Source organism: Paludisphaera soli, assembly GCF_011064595.1.
In the GTDB taxonomy this organism is placed as follows: domain Bacteria; phylum Planctomycetota; class Planctomycetia; order Isosphaerales; family Isosphaeraceae; genus Paludisphaera; species Paludisphaera soli.
The window spans coordinates 54,027-71,354 of the sequence record NZ_JAALJI010000001.1 but is presented as its reverse complement, the minus strand read 5'-3'; the positions used below and the strand labels follow the sequence as shown (position 1 = coordinate 71,354).

Below are 17,328 nucleotides of genomic sequence, written 5' to 3'. Positions count from 1 at the left end.
CGCGTCAGCGGATCGTCAGGAAGTCGTTGTGGTTGAACAGGGCCCGCGTCAGCGCCTCGCGGGCGCGCCCCCGGGCGTCGGCCTCGGCGACCCCCTGGTCGCGGAGCCGCTCCGCCTGAGAGTCGAGGAACCCGAGGCAGACATCGCGCTCGGCGTCGGTCGGGGCGCGGGAGAGGATCCGCTCGTACAGGGCCGCGACGACGCGTCCGGGGGTCGGCTCGGCCCGGCCGACCTCGGCGGCGAGCCGGACGCTCAGCTCGTGGATCAGCGGGTTGTTGGTCAGCGCCAGGGCCTGCTGGGGGACGACGCTGCGGGTCCGCCGGTAGCATTCGTTCGCGTCGGGGGCGTCGAAGATCGCGCCGAACTCGCTCTTGCCGCCGGACTCCGGGTGGCAGCTGAAATACAGGCCGCGACGCCGCGAGGTCGGCGCCTCGGAGTTCTCCAACTCCTGACCGCCCATCGTCTCGTCGAGCACCCCCGCGCAGGCGAGCAGGCTGTCGCGGACGGCCTCGGCCTCCATCCGGCCGGGGTTCATCCTCCAGAGGAAGGCGTTCTCCGGGTCACGGGCGGCGAGATCGGCGGCGTCCCCCTGGGCAGAACTCATGCAGTAGGTCCGGCTGGTGACGATCAGCCGATGGATCCGCTTCATGCTCCAGCCGGAGTCGACCAGCTCGGCCGCCAGCCAGTCGAGCAGCTCGGGATGCGTGGGGTCGGCGCCGTTGCGGCCGAAGTCGAAGACCGTGGCGACGAGCGGGGCGTGGAAGTGGCGCGCCCAGATGTGGTTGATCGCCACGCGGGCCGTCAGGGGATTCTCGCGGCCGACGATCCAATCGGCCAGCGAGCGACGGCGACCGGTGCTCTGCTTCGGATAGACCGGGCTCAGGGGCGTGTAGCGGCCCTCGGCCGCCGGGTCGACGAGGGCGGCGCGGGCCTTCGCCAGCGCGGCCTCGGCCTGGTCGCGCAGCTTGCCCGCCTCGGCGAGCTTCGCGCCGCGGGCCTTGTCGTCGGCGGGCCTGGCCTCGGCCTCGATCAGGGCCAGACGCCCTTCGAGACGCTTCGCCTCGGCGGCGTCGAGATCGGACTGGCGCTCGGCCCGGCTCGCGGCCTCGGCCGTGACGCCCTCGGCCGGAGCCAGTCCGTGCTTCGCCCGCTCGATCGATACGCGGGCCTCCAGGCTCGCCAGGCGGGAACGGGCCGCGATCAGCCGGGCCTCGGCGGACGCCCTCGGGAGTTCCCGGGCCTCGACCGCGCGCTGGGCCGCCTCCACGCGCCGACGCGCCACGTCGGTCGCCCCCGAGCGGTCGACGATCGAGACGAGGGAGGTCGCCGGCACCGATCCTCCGGGCGAGACGGACCAGCCGTCGCCGCCGATCACGTCGTCGCCGATCGCGTGCTTCGGGCGCTCGAAGTCGAAGCGGACGACCCGATCCGGGGCCGCGATCTCGATCGCGTCGAACGCCGCGACGCTCCCGGCCTGGGCGTCGAGCGTGATCGCCTGGCCCGGGGTCTCCGCCGGGTTCCAGGCGTTGATCGCGATGGGGACCCCTTCGACCAGGGTCGCGCCGTCGGCCGTGGAGACGACTGTCAAGAGCCCGCGGTCGGCCCCCGGCTCGAAGGCGATCCGCACGTCGAAACGGGACTGGCCCGCCTTGAAGTCGTAGCGGCCGGCGTCGAACTCGACGAAGCCGCCGGGGCGGTAGGCGACGATCCGGCCCTTGTTGAACCCGATGTAGCCGGCCGTCAGCCCCTTGGTGACGTCCCGCGCCAGCTGGAAGTTGACGTGGGCGTCGCTCAGGATCATCAGGCGGAAGGAGAGGGTCGTCCCGTCGCGGATCGGCCCCAGCTCCTTCACCCCGTTGTGCAGGATACGACGGCCCGTGGTGGCGTCGAGGATCAGCGACTGCCGCCCCTCCAGGGCGACGACCGCGCCGGCCGCCTCGGCGGAGGCGAACGCCGCTTCCAGGTCCGCCTCGGCCCGCGCCAACTCCTCGGTGAGTTCCGGAGACGCGTCCGAACCGGCCTCGACGGCCCGGGCCAGGTCGGACTCCGCCTGGCGGGCGGCCTCGCGACAAGCCGCGGCCTCGGCCTCGATCACGGCCGGACGCAGGCCCGGGTAGAACGCGACGGGCGCGAGTTCCACCGGCCGGATCGGCGGGGCCTCGCCCAGGAATGCGGGGACGCCGGGCTCGATCGCCCCCCGGCCCTCGACCCGGTTCCGCTCGTCGCCGCCGGTGTAGAACCACGTCGGCGCGTCCGCCGTCTTGTCGAAGATCCGTACGGCACCCAGGCGGACGACCTTGCGTAACGTCAGATAGTCGTATTCCTGGAAGGGTCCAGGATCGGCCTGGCCGACGACGCGGTCCTGGCGGATGCCGATCGGCTCGAAGAACGCGCGAAGGCGGAAGTAGTCGTCGTGGCGGATCGGGTCGTACTTGTGGTCGTGGCAGTGGGCGCAATTGAACGTCAGGCCGAGGAACGCCTTGGCGGTGTGCTCGACGTTCTCCCGCATCCACTGGTTGGGGTTCAGGGCGTACCAGTTGCGGATGAGGAAGCCGGTCGCGACGGCCGCCTCGTCGTCCTCGGGGGCGATCTCGTCGGCGGCGAGCATCTCGCGGACCATCAGGTCGTACCCCTTGTCGTCGTTCAAGGAGCGGACGATCCAGTCCCGCCATCGCCAGATCTGCGGGGCGCTGTTCCAGACGTCGGGGACCATGCGGCGGCCGAACCAGTCGCTGTAACGCCAGACGTCCATCCAGTGCCGGCCCCAGCGCTCGCCGTATCGCGGGCTGGCGAGGAGCCGGTCGACGACCTTCCCGTAAGCGTCGGGGGACTCGTCGGCCAGGAATTCGCGCTGCTCTTCGGGGGTCGGAGGCAGGCCGGAGAGGTCGAGGGAGACGCGGCGGAGCAGCGTCGCGCGGTCCGCCGGGGGCCGGGGCGAGAGATCGTGGGCCGCGTGCCCGGCGGCCACGAACGCGTCGACGGGGTTCGCGGCCCAGCTTAGGTCGGCGGTCGCCGGGACGGGAGGCCTGGCCAAGGGCCGGAACGACCAGTGGTCCCGGGGGCTGCGTTCGGGCTCCTCGCCGTCGGGCGAAGGCGCGCCGGCCGCGACCCATTCGCGAAGGGCGGCGAGCTTCTCCGGCGCGAGGGCGGGGGCCTCCAGCGGCATCCGCAGGGCCTCGTCGGTCTCCAGCACCCGTTCGAGGAGCGGGCTCTCGTCCGGGCTCCCCGGCTCGACCGCGGGCCCGCCGTCGCCCCCCTTGAGGACGGCGCGGCCGGTGTCGAGCCGCAGCCCCCCGGCCGCCTTCAGGGCACCGTGGCAGGCGTAGCAGTGCTCCTTGAGGATCGGCTTGACCCGGGCGAGATAGTCGGCCGCGCCGTCGCCACGCGCCTCGGGATTCACGCACGCCCCGCTCAGGACGAGCGCCGAGATCCAGGGGACGGACCGGAGGCGGGGAGGGAGCGGCATGGGCTTGCGTCCTGGGTCTCGGCCGGCGCGAGGAGCCGGCCGGGGTCGGGATCGGCCTGTTCAACCATTATTTAAACCCCATCGACGGCGATCCGTCGAGTCCCGTCTCCGGGGGGAGCCGGCTCGCGCCCGGCGAATCGGAGGGACTTCTCGTATCGAGGCGTCTCGTCAGGTATCTTCATGGGCCCATGTGGAAGGAGAGACTCATGCAGATCGCGTCATTCGACCTGAGATCGGCCGCCCTCGCGGCGCTCGCCCTGATGGGCTGGTTCGCATCCCCGCCCGCCCGCTCGCAAGAGGCCGCCTCCGGGCCGCGACGACCGGCCGCCGAGGCCGCCGGCAACGTACGGGTCGCGCCGGGCTTCAAGCTCGACCAGATCTATTCGGTCCCGAAGCAGACCCAGGGATCGTGGGTGGCCCTCTGCGTCGACCCGAAAGGCCGGCTCATCGCCGCCGACCAGAACGGCCTGCTCTATCGGATGACGCCGCCGCCGCTCGACGGCCAGGCCCCCGTCGAGCCCGAGCCGCTGGGCGTGGACCTCGGCGGGGCCCACGGCCTGCTCTACGCCTTCGACAGCCTCTACGTGATGATCAACGAAGGGAAGAGGGTCCACGGCCTCTACCGGGTCCGCGACACCGACGGCGACGACCGCTACGACGAGGTGAAGCTCCTCCGCGAGATCAAGGGGGGCGGCGAGCACGGCATGCACTCGATCGCCCTCTCGCCCGACGGCCAGTCGCTGTACGTCGTCTGCGGCAACTCGACGGCCCTGACCGAGGTCGACTCGTCGCGGCTCCCGCTCACCTGGGGCGAGGACAACCTGGCCACCCGCATCCCCACCGGCTTCATGGACGACTCGCTCGCGCCCCAGGGCTACATCGCCCGCACCGACCCGGACGGCGCGAAGTGGGAGTTGATCGCCGCCGGGCTGCGGAACCCGTTCGACATCGCGTTCGACCGCGACGGCGAGCTGTTCACCTACGACGCCGACATGGAGTGGGACATCGGCGAGCCCTGGTACCGCCCCACCCGCGTCAACCACGTGATCAGTGGCGCGGAGTACGGATTCCGCAACGGCTCGGGCAAGTGGCCCGCGTACTACCTCGACAGCTTCGGCGCGGCGGTCGACGTCGGCCCCGGCTCGCCCACGGGCATCACCTTCGGCTACGGGGCGAAGTTCCCGAAGAAGTATCAGGACGCCCTGTTCATCAGCGACTGGAGCTTCGGCAAGCTCCGCGCCGTCCACCTGAGGCCCGAGGGCGCCAGCTACACGGCCGAGGTGGAGGAATTCATCAGCGGCCAGCCGCTGCCGGTCACCGACGTCGTGATCAACCCCAAGGACGGCGCCATGTATCTGGCCGTCGGCGGCCGAGGCGCCCAGTCGGCCCTTTACCGCGCGACCTACGTCGGCGGCGAGGCCGAGACGCCCGCTCTCCCGCCGGCCGACCCCCAGGCCGCCGCGAAGCGCGACGTTCGGCGCAAGCTCGAAGCCTATCACGGCCGCCCCGTCGAGGGGGCCGTCGAGGCCGCCTGGCCCTACCTGTCCGACCAGGACCGGGCGATCCGCTACGCCGCCCGCATCGCCCTGGAGTGGCAGGACCCGTCGCAATGGCGGGCGAAGGCCCTGGCCGAGAAAGACCCCCGCAAGGCCATAGCGGCCCTCGTGGCCTTGTCCCGCTCGAGCGGCAAGGATCAGGCCCATCGCAAGCCGGGCGACCCCGAGCCCGATCCCAAGCTCCAGGCGGAGATCCTGGCGACCCTCGACGCGATCGACGCCTCGCAGCTGGCCCCGGCCGACCGCGTCGACCTGCTGCGCGCGTACGCCCTGGCGTATAGCCGCCTGGGACGGCCGATCGACGAGGCGATCGCCCGGTTGGTCGCGAGGTTCGACCCCATGTTCCCGACGAAGGCCGTGGAGTCCGACTTCCTCCTGGCCGAGATCCTCGCCTACCTCCAGGCGCCCACCGCCGCCGCGAAGATCATGACGGCGCTCCGCGAGGCAAACTCCCAGGAGGAGCAGATCCAGTACGCCCTGATCCTCCGCAACCTGAAGGCGGGCTGGACGCCGGCGCTCCGCGAGGAATACTTCCGGTGGTTCGTCGACGTGGCCGCGGGATACCGCGGCGGCAACACCTTCGCCAGCTCGCTCAAGACGATGAAGGACCAGGCGATCGCGGCGCTGAGCGATGAGGAACGGACGGCGCTGAAGCCGATCCTCAACGCCGCGCCGACGGGCAAGTCGCCTCGCGAGCTGCTGGCCTCCCGGAAGCTCGTCAAGAACTGGACCGTCGCCGAGCTGGCCCCGATCGTGGAACGCGGCCTGGAGGAGAATCGGGACCTGGAGCGCGGACGCCGGCTGTATGGGGCGGTGGCCTGCGCGACCTGCCACCGCTTCGGGTCGGAAGGGGGGGGCGTCGGCCCCGAGTTGACCGCCGTCGCCGGCAGGTTCGGCGTCCGCGACCTGCTCGAATCGATCGTCGAGCCCAGCAAGGTGATCAGCGACCAGTACGCGGCCGTCGTGATCGCCAAGACCGACGGCCAGGTCGTAACCGGCCGGGTGGGGAACCTCTTCGGCGACAACCTGAGCGTGATCGAGGACATGTTCGACCCCGGCCACGCCACCAACGTCAAGCGTGAGGACATCGAGGAGATGAAGGCCTCGTCGATCTCGCAGATGCCCGTGGGCCTGCTCGACAGCCTGACGGAGGAGGAGGTCCAGGACCTCGTCGCCTTCCTCCTGACCCGGGGCGACGCGAAGACCGCCGCCCGTCGGCCCTGACGCGACCATTTCGCACGCGGCGACGGCCCTCCCTCCGCGATCCCGGGTCGCGACGGGGCGGGGCCGTCGCGTCGGCTCTTGAGGCTCTCGGGATGTCGGTTTCGGATTTCGCGTCGCAACTGCCGCTCACGAAAAGCGATGAGAGAGCGACTCTTGCCTGGCGGTCGAGGTGGGGTCATACTGGCTTGACCGGAAAACTCGAGGGAAGCGTTGTGAATCGCGCGGCGAGTCGCAGCCGATCTTCAGAGGGTCAAGGATTGGCGAGGGAAGGTCGGGGGGGAAGGACATGAAAGCCGGGGAGCAGGTGCGGGCGCACGGTCGGATCTACGACGACATCACGCAGACCATCGGCGGCACGCCGCTGATCCGGCTCCGTCGGGTCGTCGACGGCGCGAAGGCGACCGTCGCGGCGAAGATGGAGAACTTCAACCCGCTCTGGTCCGTGAAGGACCGGATCGGCGTCGCCATGATCGACGCGGCCGAGGACGAGGGGCTGATCGACCCGGAAACGGTGATCATCGAGCCCACCAGCGGCAACACCGGCATCGCCCTGGCCTTCACCTGCGCGGCGCGGGGCTACCGGCTGATCGTGACCATGCCCGAGAGCATGAGCCTGGAACGTCGCCGACTGATCAAGGCGTTCGGGGCCGAGATCATGCTGACGCCGGCCTCCGAAGGGATGCCGGGCGCCGTCCGCAAGGCCGAGGAACTCCTCAAGACGTTCCCCAAGGCCTTCATGCCCCAGCAGTTCAAGAACCCGGCGAACCCCGAGATCCACCGCCGCACGACCGCCCAGGAGATCTGGCGCGACACCGACGGCGCGGTCGACGTCTTCGTCGCCGGCGTGGGGACGGGCGGGACCATCACGGGCGTCGGCCACGTCCTCAAGGAGCTGAAGCCGTCGGTGAAGGTCGTCGGCGTCGAGCCGGCCAATTCGGCCGTCATCTCGCAGTTCCGGCGGAACGACCCGATGCGGCCCGGCCAGCACAAGATCCAGGGGATCGGCGCGGGGTTCATCCCCGACGTGCTCGACCTCGGCGTGCTCGACGAGGTGCTGACCGTCCGCGACGACGACGCCTTCGAGACCACCCGCCGGCTCGCCCGCGAGGAAGGGATGCTCTGCGGGATCTCGTGCGGAGCGGCCGCCTTCGCGGCGATCAGCCTGGCGAAGAAGCCCGAGTACGCCGGCAAGCTCATCGTGGTCCTCCTCCCCGACCTCGGCGAGCGCTACCTGTCGACGCCCCTGTTCCCCGAGGCCTGAGCCCGTGGCGCGACCGGCCTTCGACCCCGAGGGCTTCGACGGCCCCCTGGAGATCCCCCCGGGCGTCGTCGAGGCCATGATCGCCCATTGCCGCCGCGAGGCCCCCCGGGAGTGCTGCGGCCTGCTGGGTGGCGTCCCCCCACTCGTCTCGTCGTTCCACCCGCTGCGGAACGCCGCGCCGAGCGCCGAGACCCGCTACGACGCCGACCCCCGCGACCTCATCGACGCCGTCGTCGAACTCCGCCGCCGCGACGCCGAGATCCTGGCCATCTACCACTCGCACCCGCGATGGGAGGCCGTCCCCAGCCGGACCGACCTCGAAGAGAACCACTACGGCGCCGTCCCGCGGATCATCGTCTCGCTGCTGTGCGAGCCCCCCGACGTCCGCGTCTGGCGGCTCGAGGCCGACGACTACCGGGAGCTCTCCTGGGTCGTGGGCGTCGACCCGGCGTTGCACGAGCCGCCCGCCGGCGAATAGACTACGTCGCGGAAAAATCCGTTTCCGACCGACGCACACCCCTTTGTTTCCCCTTAATGAAACGGCGCGCGACGCGCCGCGAGTCCCTCTCATGCAGAAGACCCTGATCATCTTCAAGCCGGACTGCGTCCAGCGCCGGCTGGTGGGCGAGATCCTCGCCCGGTTCGAGGCCAAGGGGCTGCGGGTCGCCGCCCTCAAGCTGCTGCAGGTCGACCGCGCCCTGGGCGAGAAGCACTACGGCGAGCACGCCGGCAAGCCCTTCTTCGACGGCCTGATCGACTTCATCACCGGCGGCCCGGTCGTCGTCGGCGTGCTGGAGGGGAACGAGGCGATCGCCGTCGTGCGCACCATGCTGGGCGCCACCAACGGGACCGCCGCCGCCCCCGGCACCATCCGCGGCGACTACTCGATCAGCAAGCAGAACAACCTGATCCACGGGAGCGACAGCCCCGAGTCCGCCGCCCGCGAGATGGCCCTCTGGTTCAAGCCCGAGGAGATCGTCGACTACGCGATCGCCGGCTCCCAGTGGGTCTTCGACGGCGCCTGACCGCAGCGGCCCCCGGCCGGACGAAAGGGTCGCCGCATGGCCCCGCACCCCCGCAAGGGCGACGTCCTGACGAACCCCTTCCACCTGGGCCTCCTGGCCGTGAGCGCCGCGTTCGTGCTCACGGCCCTGGCGTACCTGGCCGCCGGGCCCGCCCTCGACCCGGCCCGCTCCGCCCCCCAGGCCGGGGCCTCGCGGCGAGCCGCCCTCTGGCTCGACCGCTACGGCCCCCGGCTCCTGGCCGCCGAGTTGGCGCTGATGCTGCCCGCCTCGGCCCTGATGATCCTGATCGACGGCCGCCGCGACCGGGCGAGACGCCAGGCGCGCGAACGGCGGAAGTCGGGCTGACGGGCCGCCGGCGGGCCGGGGGCTTTCCCCACCACCCGATCCTGACCGGAGACGACACCATGCGCACGCGCAAGCTCTTCGCCCTGGCCGCCTCGATCGGCGTCGGCCTTCCCGGCTGCGGCGGCTCGCCCGAGGTGGGCGACGCCGTCGTGGTCCCGCCGGGGACCGCCGCCCCGGCCGAGGCCCCGGCGGAGACCCCCGCCGACCCCGTCGATCCCTCGGGCGCCCCCGGCGATCCCCCCAAGCCGGCCCCCGAGCCCGAGGCCCCCAAGGCCGAGTGACCGCGGCAGGCAAATCCCGCATTCCGGCCGCCGGGGGGGTGGCGCCTCAACACGGGACGCCCCGCCTGGTATCGTGGGATCACGGCGACCATCCGCCGCGGCGCCTCGCGTCGCGCCCCCGGGCCGAGACACCCTCCGGCCCGGTCGCCCTCCCCCGACGTATCCCGCCCGCGGATAAGCAAGCTTCTCACCGCTGAAGATGGAGGATCCCCTCATGTCTCGTGGAGCGCTAGTCCTCAAGAGCCTCGCCCTCGCCGTCGCGACGGCGGGCCTGACCGCCGCCCCGGCCGTCGCCGACGAGCCCGGCTCGATCAAGGGCCGCGTCGTGTGGGCCGGCAGCGACGTCCCGACACCCAAGGTCCTCGTCGAGAAGGGCAAGGCGACCAAGGACCTGGAAGTCTGCGGCGTCAACGGCCCGATCGTGTCGCAATCGCTCCAGATCGACCCCGAGACCAAGGGCGTCGCCGGGGCCCTCGTCTACCTCGCCAAGCCCAACGGCAGCAATCCCGCGGCGGTCGAGGCCCTGATGAAGGCCCACCCGAAGGCCGTCCTGGACCAGAAGGACTGCGAGTTCATCCCCTACATCCAGGGGATCTACAAGGAACAGCCGCTGGTCATCAAGTCGAGCGACCCGGTCAACCACAACGTCCGCTACAACGGATTCAGCAACGCCTCGCTGAATCAGATGCTCGGCGTCGGCGGCTCGATGGAGGTCAAGCTGGAGGCCGAACGCCGCCCCCTGCAAGTCGCTTGCGACATCCACCCCTGGATGACGGCCTACATCGCGGTCTTCGACCACCCGTACTTCGCCGTGACCGGCAAGGACGGCTCGTTCGAGATCAAGGGCGTCCCCGCCGGCGCGCAGAACCTCGTCGTGTGGCAGGAGAAGGCCGGATGGATCAACGAGGGCAAGGCCAAGGGTGCGCCGGTGACGGTGAAGGCCGGCGCGGCCACCGACTTCGGGGTCGTCAAGCTTCAGCCGAATCAGGTCAAGTGACCCGCGCGGGAGGCGGGCCCTCGTCCCGCCTCCCGGCTTCCGCCCCTCCCCACGCGAAGGCTCGCCCCCCGCTCGCGTGGGCCTTCCCCTCCACTTTTCGCGCGCCGGTCGTCCCGTTCGGGATCGCCCGCGTTCTGACGGGCGTCGACAAGGCCGGGTCCTCGCTGCTGATCGAAAGCGCGGGGATGCTCGACTTCTCCCGGGGCCGCCCGATCCCCGCCCGTACCGGAGCGAGCGCGTCCGACGAGGGCCTCCGAGCGGTCGTCCGTCCTGCCCAATCACGAGGCAACCGCAGGCCGCTTCGCCGCGAGATGTCGCTGATGCAGAAGGGCGATGCGCGCGGATCCGGCCGTTCCGGCCGCCGAATCGCGGGACATGGACGCTTGGTATCGGATTTGCCGCTGGGACTTGCCAAGATCGCGCAGTCTCAGCGTACAATAACCGGGCAAGAGGGAGGCGCCGGCCCGCAAGCCGCGGGCGGCGGACGAGGCGCGCCTTGCGATCGGCGAGCGGACGCGAATGACTGACTGACCTGTCGATCCGAATCCGATCACGACGATCGGCGAGAGGGGAGCGAGGATGACCTGGTTCCGGCTCGACCGGCGCGACCGCGCCGCGGCTCCGTCCCGAACCCTCGGAGTCTTCCTGTTCTGCGCGCTGGCGGCGACCGCGGCCCGGGGCCAGGTGCCGGGGAGGAGCGCCTCGAAGTTCTACCCGGACTCCAGCGAGGCGGCCGAATCGCTCCTCCGCAACGCGGCCAACCACGCCCGGACGGGCCAGTGGTCGGAGGCGGTGGCCATCTATCAGCGGGTCATCGACCAGTTCGGCGATAAGGTCGCCCGGCTCCCCCGCGACCTCGCCGCCGCGCCCGGCCGGCCCGGCGCGGCCCCGGCGATCGCGGGCCGCGAGGACGACTTCACGCTCTACGTCGACCTTCGCGCGTATTGCCAGCGGACCCTGGCCGGCCTGCCCGCCGAGGCCCTGGCGGCCTATCGGGCCCGCCGCGACTCGCAGGCCGAGCGCTGGTACGCCGAGGGGAAGGAGAGGCGCGACCCGACGCCGCTGCGGCGGATCGTCGACGAGGCGTTCTGCACCTCGTGGGGCGACGACGCGCTGGAACTCCTGGGCGACCTGGCGTTCCAGGACGGCCGATTCGGGGAGGCCGTCGCGATGTACCGCCGGCTCGCGCCCGACGACCCCGAGAGCCCGCTGAACTTCCCTCACCCCGACCCCTCCGTCGACCTCCCCCGGGTCGAGGCCAAGAAGATTCTCGCCCGCGCGGCGATGGGAGACGCCGAGGAGGTGGCGCGGGAGGTGGAGGGGTTCGCCCAACGTCGCGGCGCCGCCTCGGGCGCCCTGGCCGGCCGCAAGGGACCGCTCGCCGACAGCCTGGCCCAGGCGATCGCGGCCGACTCGCTGGCCCCCCCGGCGCAGAACGACGCGCGCTGGCCGACTTTCGGCGGAGCGCCCACGCGGGACAAGGTCCTGGCGGATGCGGTCGACGTGGGCTCGCTGCAATGGCGGGCGACGCTGGACAAGATCACCCCGAGCCGGGGCGGCTATCCCGGATTCCGAGGCCCCAGCCAGGGGGCGACCTTCCCCCCCGACCGCCTGCTCGGCTACCACCCGATCGTCCTGGGCGACCAGGTCCTGGTGGCCGACGGCTCCAAGGTGCTGGCGTACAACCTGAGCGACCGCCCCGACGCCTCGGGCGAGGAGGCGACGGCGAACATCGAGCCGGCCTGGAAGTACGACGCCGAGGGGGCCGACGCGATCCCCCAGGCGCGGCAGCCGGCCTGGACGGCGCCCCGCCACACGCTGACGGCCGTCGGCCGCCGGATCTACGCCCGGATGGGCCCCTCGGCCCCCGGGTTCCCCAACATGCCGAGGATGGCCATGCGCGAGGCCGGCGGCGGGGCCGGCCCGGGGAGCTACATCCTGGCCCTCGACCGCGACAAGCCGGGGGACAAGAAGCTCTGGGCGCGGCGCTCCAGCGAGCTGGTCCTCCCCGACCGGCCGGGCGACCAGGGGGGTCGGACCGTGGCCTTCGAGGGCGCGCCCGTCGCCGACGAGCGGAGCGTGTACGTGGCCGTGACTGACCGCCGCGAGCAGACCGCCACCTACGTCGCCTGCTACGACGCGGGCGACGGCTCGCTGCGGTGGGTCCGCTACCTGGGGGCCGCCGCCTCGGAGAACGACGCGTTCCTGGGGATGATGGGGGGCGGCTCGGGAGACCCCGGCAGCCGCCTGCTCACCCTCGACGGCCCGTCGCTGTATTACCAGACGAACCTGGGCGCCGTGGCGTCGCTCGACGCCGAGACCGGGGCGATCCTCTGGGTCGCCACCTATCCCCGCCACGAGACGGGCCGGGGCCCGGCCGGGGCCGAGCGCGACCTGAACCCGGCGGTGGTCCACGACGGCCGGGTGTTCGTGGCCCCCAGCGACGCCTCGGCGATCTTCGCCTTCGACGCCCAGTCGGGCCGGCTGCGATGGAAGACCGAGTCGATCCCGGAGGACGTCAAGATCGCCCACCTGCTGGGCGTCGCCAAGGGCCGCCTGGTGGCGACGGGCGACCGCGTGCTCTTGTTCGACGTCCGCGACGGCCGCCTGCTGCACGCCTGGCCCGACGCCGGCGGCCGCGAGGGGTTCGGCCGCGGCCTGCTCGCCGGGGGCCGGATCTACTGGCCGACCCGGACCGAGATCCACGTGCTCGACCAGGCGACCGCGACCCTCGCCGCGCCGCCGATCCGCCTGGCCGAGACCTATCGCACGACCGGCGGCAACCTCGTCGCCGGCGACGGCTACCTCGTGGTGGCGCAGAACGACGCCCTGGTGGTCTTCTGCCAGAACAGCCGGCTGATCGAACGCTATCGCGACGAGATCGCCAAGCGGCCCGACCGCGCGGATTCGCACTACCGGCTGGCCCGCGCCGCCGAGGCCGCCGGCGGGCTCGACCTGGCGTTGGCCTCGTACGAGGCGGCGGCCCGTCACGCCAAGCCGGCCCAGACCATCGACGGCGCGCCGCTGCTCGACGCGGCGCTCGACCACGAGTTCCGGCTCCTGCTGCGGCTGGCCGCCGACCTGAGACGCGACATGAAGCCCGAGGCGGCCCTGGAGCGGCTCGACGCGGCGGCGCGGATCGCCCGGACCCCCCAGGACCGGCTCCAGGCCCGGCTGACCCAGGCCGACGCCTACGCGGAAACGAGGCGTCCGGCCGAGGCGGTCGGCGTCCTGCAGCGGCTCCTGGCCGACGAACAACTGGCCTCGCTCACCGTCTCCTCCGACGGCGGCCGACGCGCGGTGCGGGCCGACCTGTTCGTCGGCGACCGCCTGGCCGAGGTCGTCCGCGAGGGGGGCCGGGGGGCCTACGCCGAGTACGACCGCCGGGCCCGCGAGACGTTCGAGAAGGGCCGCGTCGGCCGCGACGCCCGGCTCCTGGCCGAGGTCGCGCGGGCCTTCCCCGCCGCCGAGGTCGTCCCCGACGCGCTTTTGGCCCTGGGCGAGGTCCTGGAGGCCGAGGCCCGCCCGGCCGAGGCGGCGACCGCCTACAAGCGGCTCCTGGCCCTCGCGACGCCCGACGACGAGGCCCGCGCCAGGGCGCTCTGGCGGCTCGCCCGCGCCTCCGAGGCGCAGGGGTTCCTCGTCTCGGCCCGCGACGCCCACCTGCGGCTCCAGTCCCGATTCCCCGGGGTGCGGATCGCCGAGGGCACGGGTGCGGCGGCCGTGGAAGGGGACGCGGCCGAGCTGGCCTCGGCCGAGCTGGCGCGCGAGCCCCTGGCCGCGATCGCGGCCGACCGGGCCCGGCCGTCGTCCCCCTCGCCGCTGGCCCGCCGCTGGCGATGGGCGGCGGGCGAGGCCGCGGAGGACGCGCGGCCGCTGACGGCCGCGGGCGTCCCCCCCGCGGTCGAATCGGGCAGGACGTTCCTCGCCGGAGCGAACGCGTTGACGGCCGTCGACCCGGCCGGCGGCGAGGCCCGTTGGACGGCCGAGCTGGGCGCCCGGGCCGTGTGGGTCGGCTACCTGGCGGACAAGCTGGTCGCCGCCACTCCCCGGCGCGTGGTGGGGCTCGACGCGAAGACCGGCGCCGTGCGCTGGCGGTTCGGCCCCGACGCCGAGCCCGCGGCCGCGCCGAGGCTCGACCCGTTCGCCCGCGAGCCGGCCCCCCGGGCCGAGGCGCCCGAGGCCGCGAAGGCCCCCGACGCCCCGCTGCACGGGTTCCAGGCCGTCGGCGGCCGCCTGCTGGTGCTCCGGGGCGACGACGAACTGCTCGCGCTCGACGGCGACTCCGGCCTGATCGACTGGGCCTTCTCGGGCCGCGGCGGCGGCATCAATCCGCTGGTCGGCGTCGGCCCCGACCGGCTCGTGCTCCAGACCGGCAAGCCGCTGGAGATCGTCGTCCTGGAGACGGAGACCGGCCGGGGCGTCTCGCGCCGGCCGCTGGCCGAGGGGGAGTCGCTCCAGCGCGTCCCCGCGGCGCTGGACGAGGACCACGCGATCGTCGTGACCGACCGCCGGACGGTCAAGAACCTGGAGCTGGCGAGCGGCCGGTTCGTCTGGGACTACCGCGAGAGCGCCGAGCTGCCCATCAACGGCGCCCCCCGGGCGCTGGTCGACGCCGAGCGCCTGCTGGTCATCCACGACGGCCGGACCCTGATCCGGCTCGACCCGGCGACCGGCGCGCGGCGATGGTCGGCCCTGCTGGGGGTGGACGACCTGGGCGAGCGGCCGGAGGCCTCCGCCATGGACGAGCGGCGGTTCTACTGGAGCAGCGGCCGGCAACTCCGGGCGCTCTCGCTGGAGGACGGTTCGGCGCTCTGGGCGCGGCCGCTGGCGGGGCCGTCGTCGGCGCGGTGGGCGCTGGCCCTGAGCGACCGGGCGGTGGTGGCCTATCCGGAGGCCTCGACCCCGGTCGACGAGCCCGAGGGCCCGCTCCCGGTGGTGGTCCGCCGCCAGTCCGACGGCGCGCTGGTGCAGCGGTTCATGCTGCCGACGCCGATCGACGCCGTGGCCCTCCGCCTCGACCCCCGGGGCGCGGTGGTCGCTACGTCGCACGGGCTCTGGGCCCTGGGCGACCGCCGGCCGGCCGGGGCCGCCCCCTGACATCCCGCCGCCGACCGCGATAGACTACCCGATCCGGCGACCGACCGGATCGGCCGCCGAAGTCGACCAACCAAGGGAGGACCCCGCGTGAGCGACGCCGACCCGAGAGAGCCCGACGGCCCGACGACCCAGGAGCCGGTCCCGGCCGCTCACGAAGACATCGCGGCCGTGGAGCGGCTCAAGGCCGCCTACGACACCCTCCGCGCCGAGATGGCCAAGGTCATCGTCGGCCAGAACAAGGTGGTCGAGGAGCTGCTGGTCTCGATCTTCGCCCGCGGCCACTGCCTGCTGATCGGCGTCCCCGGCCTGGCCAAGACCCTGATGATCCACACGCTGTCCGACGCCCTGAACCTGAGCTACAACCGGATCCAGTTCACCCCCGACCTGATGCCCTCGGACATCACGGGGACCGAGGTGATCCAGGAGGACAAGGCCACCGGGGTCCGCCAGTTCAAGTTCCTGCGGGGGCCGGTCTTCGCCAACATCGTCCTGGCCGACGAGATCAACCGGACGCCCCCCAAGACCCAGGCCGCGCTGCTGGAGGCCATGCAGGAGCGGCAGGTGACCGTGGGGGGCGAGCGGCACCGGCTCCCCGACCCGTTCTTCGTGCTGGCGACCCAGAACCCGATCGAGCAGGAGGGGACGTACCCGCTCCCCGAGGCCCAGCTCGACCGCTTCATGTTCAACGTGCTGGTCGACTACCCGGACGAGGAGGAGGAGGTCGACATCGTCCGCAAGACGACGAGCATCGCCCGCCCCGGCGTCTCGAAGGTCCTCTCCGCGAACGAGATCCTGGCCCTGCAGGAGATCGTCCGGCGGGTGCCGGCGGCCGACCACGTGGTCAAGTACGCCGTGCGGCTGACCCGGGCGACCCGCCGCGACCGCGACGAGGCGCCGACGTTCGTCCGCGACTACGTGAGCTGGGGCGCCGGCCCCCGGGCCAGCCAGTACCTGGTCTTGGCGGCCAAGGCGCGGGCCGTGCTCCACGGCCGGTTCCACGTCTCGATCGAGGACGTCCGCTCGGTCGCCCAGCCGGTCCTCCGCCACCGGATCATCACCAACTTCAACGCCGAGGCCGAGGGGCTCAAGCCCGACGACGTGGTGGATCGCCTGATCAAGTCCGTCCCGGTCGACGAACGCGAGGCCGAGCAGAGTGGAAAACTACCAAAGCTATTTAGATCCGCAGACGTTGGCTAGCGTCGAGGGCCTGGACCTCCAGGCCCGGCTGCTCGTCGAGGGCTACGTCGCCGGCATGCACCCCAGCCCGTACCACGGCTTCTCGGTGGAGTTCGCCGAGCACCGCGAGTACGTCCCCGGCGACGACGTCCGCCACGTCGACTGGAAGGTCTGGTCCAAGACCGACAAGCTCTATCTGAAGCAGTACGAGGAGGAGACCAACCTCCTCCTCTACCTGCTCCTGGACACGAGCGAGTCGATGTCTTACGCCTCCGAGGGGCGGGTCTCGAAGTTCAAGTACGCGCAGTTCGTCGTCGCGGCGCTCGCGTACCTGATCCTCCAGCAGCAGGACTCGGTGGGCCTGGCCCTGTTCGACGACGCCGTGCGCCGCTACCTCAAGCCGGCGGGCCAGCCGTCGCACCTGAAAGAGGTGATCCACCTCCTGGACGTCACCCCGGCGCGCGACAAATCCGACCTGGGGGCCGTGCTCCACGACCTCTCCGAGCGGTTCAAGAAGCGCGGGGTGGTCGCCATCTTCTCCGACCTGCTGGACGACCCGACGAAGGTGCTGGCCGGGCTCAAGCACTTCCGCCACCGCCGCCACGAGGTCGTCGTCTTCCACGTGCTCGACCCCGACGAGGTCGACTTCCCGTTCCGCGACCCGACCCTGTTCCTGGGCATGGAAGGGCTCCCCGACGTGGCCGCCGACCCGGCCGCCCTGGGCGCCGCCTACCGCAAGGAGGTCGGCGCGTACCTGGACGCCCTGAAAAAGGGCTGCCGGATGATCGACATCGACTACGTGCCGCTCCGCACCGACCAGCCGCTCGACGTCGCCCTGTCCGCCTACCTCGCCTCGCGGGCCGCGCGGAAGCGCTGAGGACGGCCCCGCGGCGCCCG

At 72.4% G+C, this 17,328-nt stretch carries 11 protein-coding genes; 10 read left to right on the top strand and 1 reads right to left on the bottom strand.

The features are described 5' to 3' along the window. Positions 1-4: 4 nt before the first annotated feature. A complete protein-coding gene (locus tag G6O68_RS00260) occupies positions 5-3,466 on the bottom strand; it encodes a DUF1553 domain-containing protein (protein ID WP_165243591.1) in 3,462 nt (1,153 codons plus the stop codon). A gap of 206 nt (positions 3,467-3,672) precedes the next feature. Between G6O68_RS00260 and G6O68_RS00255 the strand changes: the two genes are divergently transcribed. From G6O68_RS00255 to G6O68_RS00210, 10 genes are all read left to right on the top strand, one after another. Next, complete coding sequence (locus G6O68_RS00255; RefSeq protein ID WP_165243588.1) at positions 3,673-6,246, top strand: c-type cytochrome; 2,574 nt, start codon at positions 3,673-3,675, stop codon at positions 6,244-6,246. Between the two features lie 286 nt (positions 6,247-6,532). Beyond that, positions 6,533-7,507 (top strand): cysteine synthase A, encoded by a 975-nt coding sequence (gene cysK / locus G6O68_RS00250; RefSeq protein WP_165243585.1) that lies wholly within the window; start codon positions 6,533-6,535, stop codon positions 7,505-7,507. A gap of 4 nt (positions 7,508-7,511) precedes the next feature. Further along, positions 7,512-7,985 carry a Mov34/MPN/PAD-1 family protein gene (locus G6O68_RS00245; RefSeq protein WP_240910875.1) on the top strand — a complete coding sequence of 158 codons (474 nt, stop codon included), beginning with the start codon at positions 7,512-7,514 and terminating at the stop codon, positions 7,983-7,985. A 91-nt stretch (positions 7,986-8,076) separates the two neighbouring features. Next, positions 8,077-8,532: a nucleoside-diphosphate kinase gene (ndk, locus tag G6O68_RS00240; RefSeq protein ID WP_165243581.1), complete on the top strand. Its 456-nt coding sequence runs from the start codon at positions 8,077-8,079 to the stop codon at positions 8,530-8,532. Positions 8,533-8,568: 36 nt separating this feature from the next. After that, positions 8,569-8,877: a hypothetical protein gene (locus G6O68_RS00235; protein WP_165243578.1), complete on the top strand. Its 309-nt coding sequence runs from the start codon at positions 8,569-8,571 to the stop codon at positions 8,875-8,877. Positions 8,878-8,936: 59 nt separating this feature from the next. Continuing rightward, positions 8,937-9,158, top strand: a complete 222-nt coding sequence (locus tag G6O68_RS00230; RefSeq protein WP_165243575.1) for a hypothetical protein — start codon at positions 8,937-8,939, stop codon at positions 9,156-9,158. Between the two features lie 214 nt (positions 9,159-9,372). After that, a complete protein-coding gene (locus tag G6O68_RS00225) occupies positions 9,373-10,155 on the top strand; it encodes a hypothetical protein (RefSeq protein WP_165243572.1) in 783 nt (260 codons plus the stop codon). A gap of 579 nt (positions 10,156-10,734) precedes the next feature. After that, positions 10,735-15,255 carry an outer membrane protein assembly factor BamB family protein gene (locus G6O68_RS00220; protein ID WP_165243569.1) on the top strand — a complete coding sequence of 1,507 codons (4,521 nt, stop codon included), beginning with the start codon at positions 10,735-10,737 and terminating at the stop codon, positions 15,253-15,255. Between the two features lie 87 nt (positions 15,256-15,342). Beyond that, positions 15,343-16,452 carry an AAA family ATPase gene (locus tag G6O68_RS00215; RefSeq protein WP_390625339.1) on the top strand — a complete coding sequence of 370 codons (1,110 nt, stop codon included), beginning with the start codon at positions 15,343-15,345 and terminating at the stop codon, positions 16,450-16,452. Continuing rightward, entirely contained in the window at positions 16,409-17,308 is a 900-nt protein-coding gene (locus G6O68_RS00210; protein WP_390625338.1) for a DUF58 domain-containing protein, read from the top strand. The genes G6O68_RS00215 and G6O68_RS00210 overlap by 44 nt, the downstream gene beginning before the upstream one ends. Positions 17,309-17,328 lie beyond the last annotated feature (20 nt).

What these genes read in the sequence shown, in the direction of transcription:
- G6O68_RS00220 (WP_165243569.1), top strand. Translation starts at nt 10,735, where the DNA reads ATGACCTGGTTCCGGCTCGACCGGCGCGACCGCGCCGCGGCTCCGTCC.
- G6O68_RS00255 (WP_165243588.1), top strand. Translation starts at nt 3,673, where the DNA reads ATGCAGATCGCGTCATTCGACCTGAGATCGGCCGCCCTCGCGGCGCTC.
- G6O68_RS00225 (WP_165243572.1), top strand. Translation starts at nt 9,373, where the DNA reads ATGTCTCGTGGAGCGCTAGTCCTCAAGAGCCTCGCCCTCGCCGTCGCG.
- ndk (WP_165243581.1), top strand. Translation starts at nt 8,077, where the DNA reads ATGCAGAAGACCCTGATCATCTTCAAGCCGGACTGCGTCCAGCGCCGG.
- cysK (WP_165243585.1), top strand. Translation starts at nt 6,533, where the DNA reads ATGAAAGCCGGGGAGCAGGTGCGGGCGCACGGTCGGATCTACGACGAC.
- G6O68_RS00260 (WP_165243591.1), bottom strand. Translation starts at nt 3,466, where the DNA reads ATGCCGCTCCCTCCCCGCCTCCGGTCCGTCCCCTGGATCTCGGCGCTC.
- G6O68_RS00235 (WP_165243578.1), top strand. Translation starts at nt 8,569, where the DNA reads ATGGCCCCGCACCCCCGCAAGGGCGACGTCCTGACGAACCCCTTCCAC.
- G6O68_RS00230 (WP_165243575.1), top strand. Translation starts at nt 8,937, where the DNA reads ATGCGCACGCGCAAGCTCTTCGCCCTGGCCGCCTCGATCGGCGTCGGC.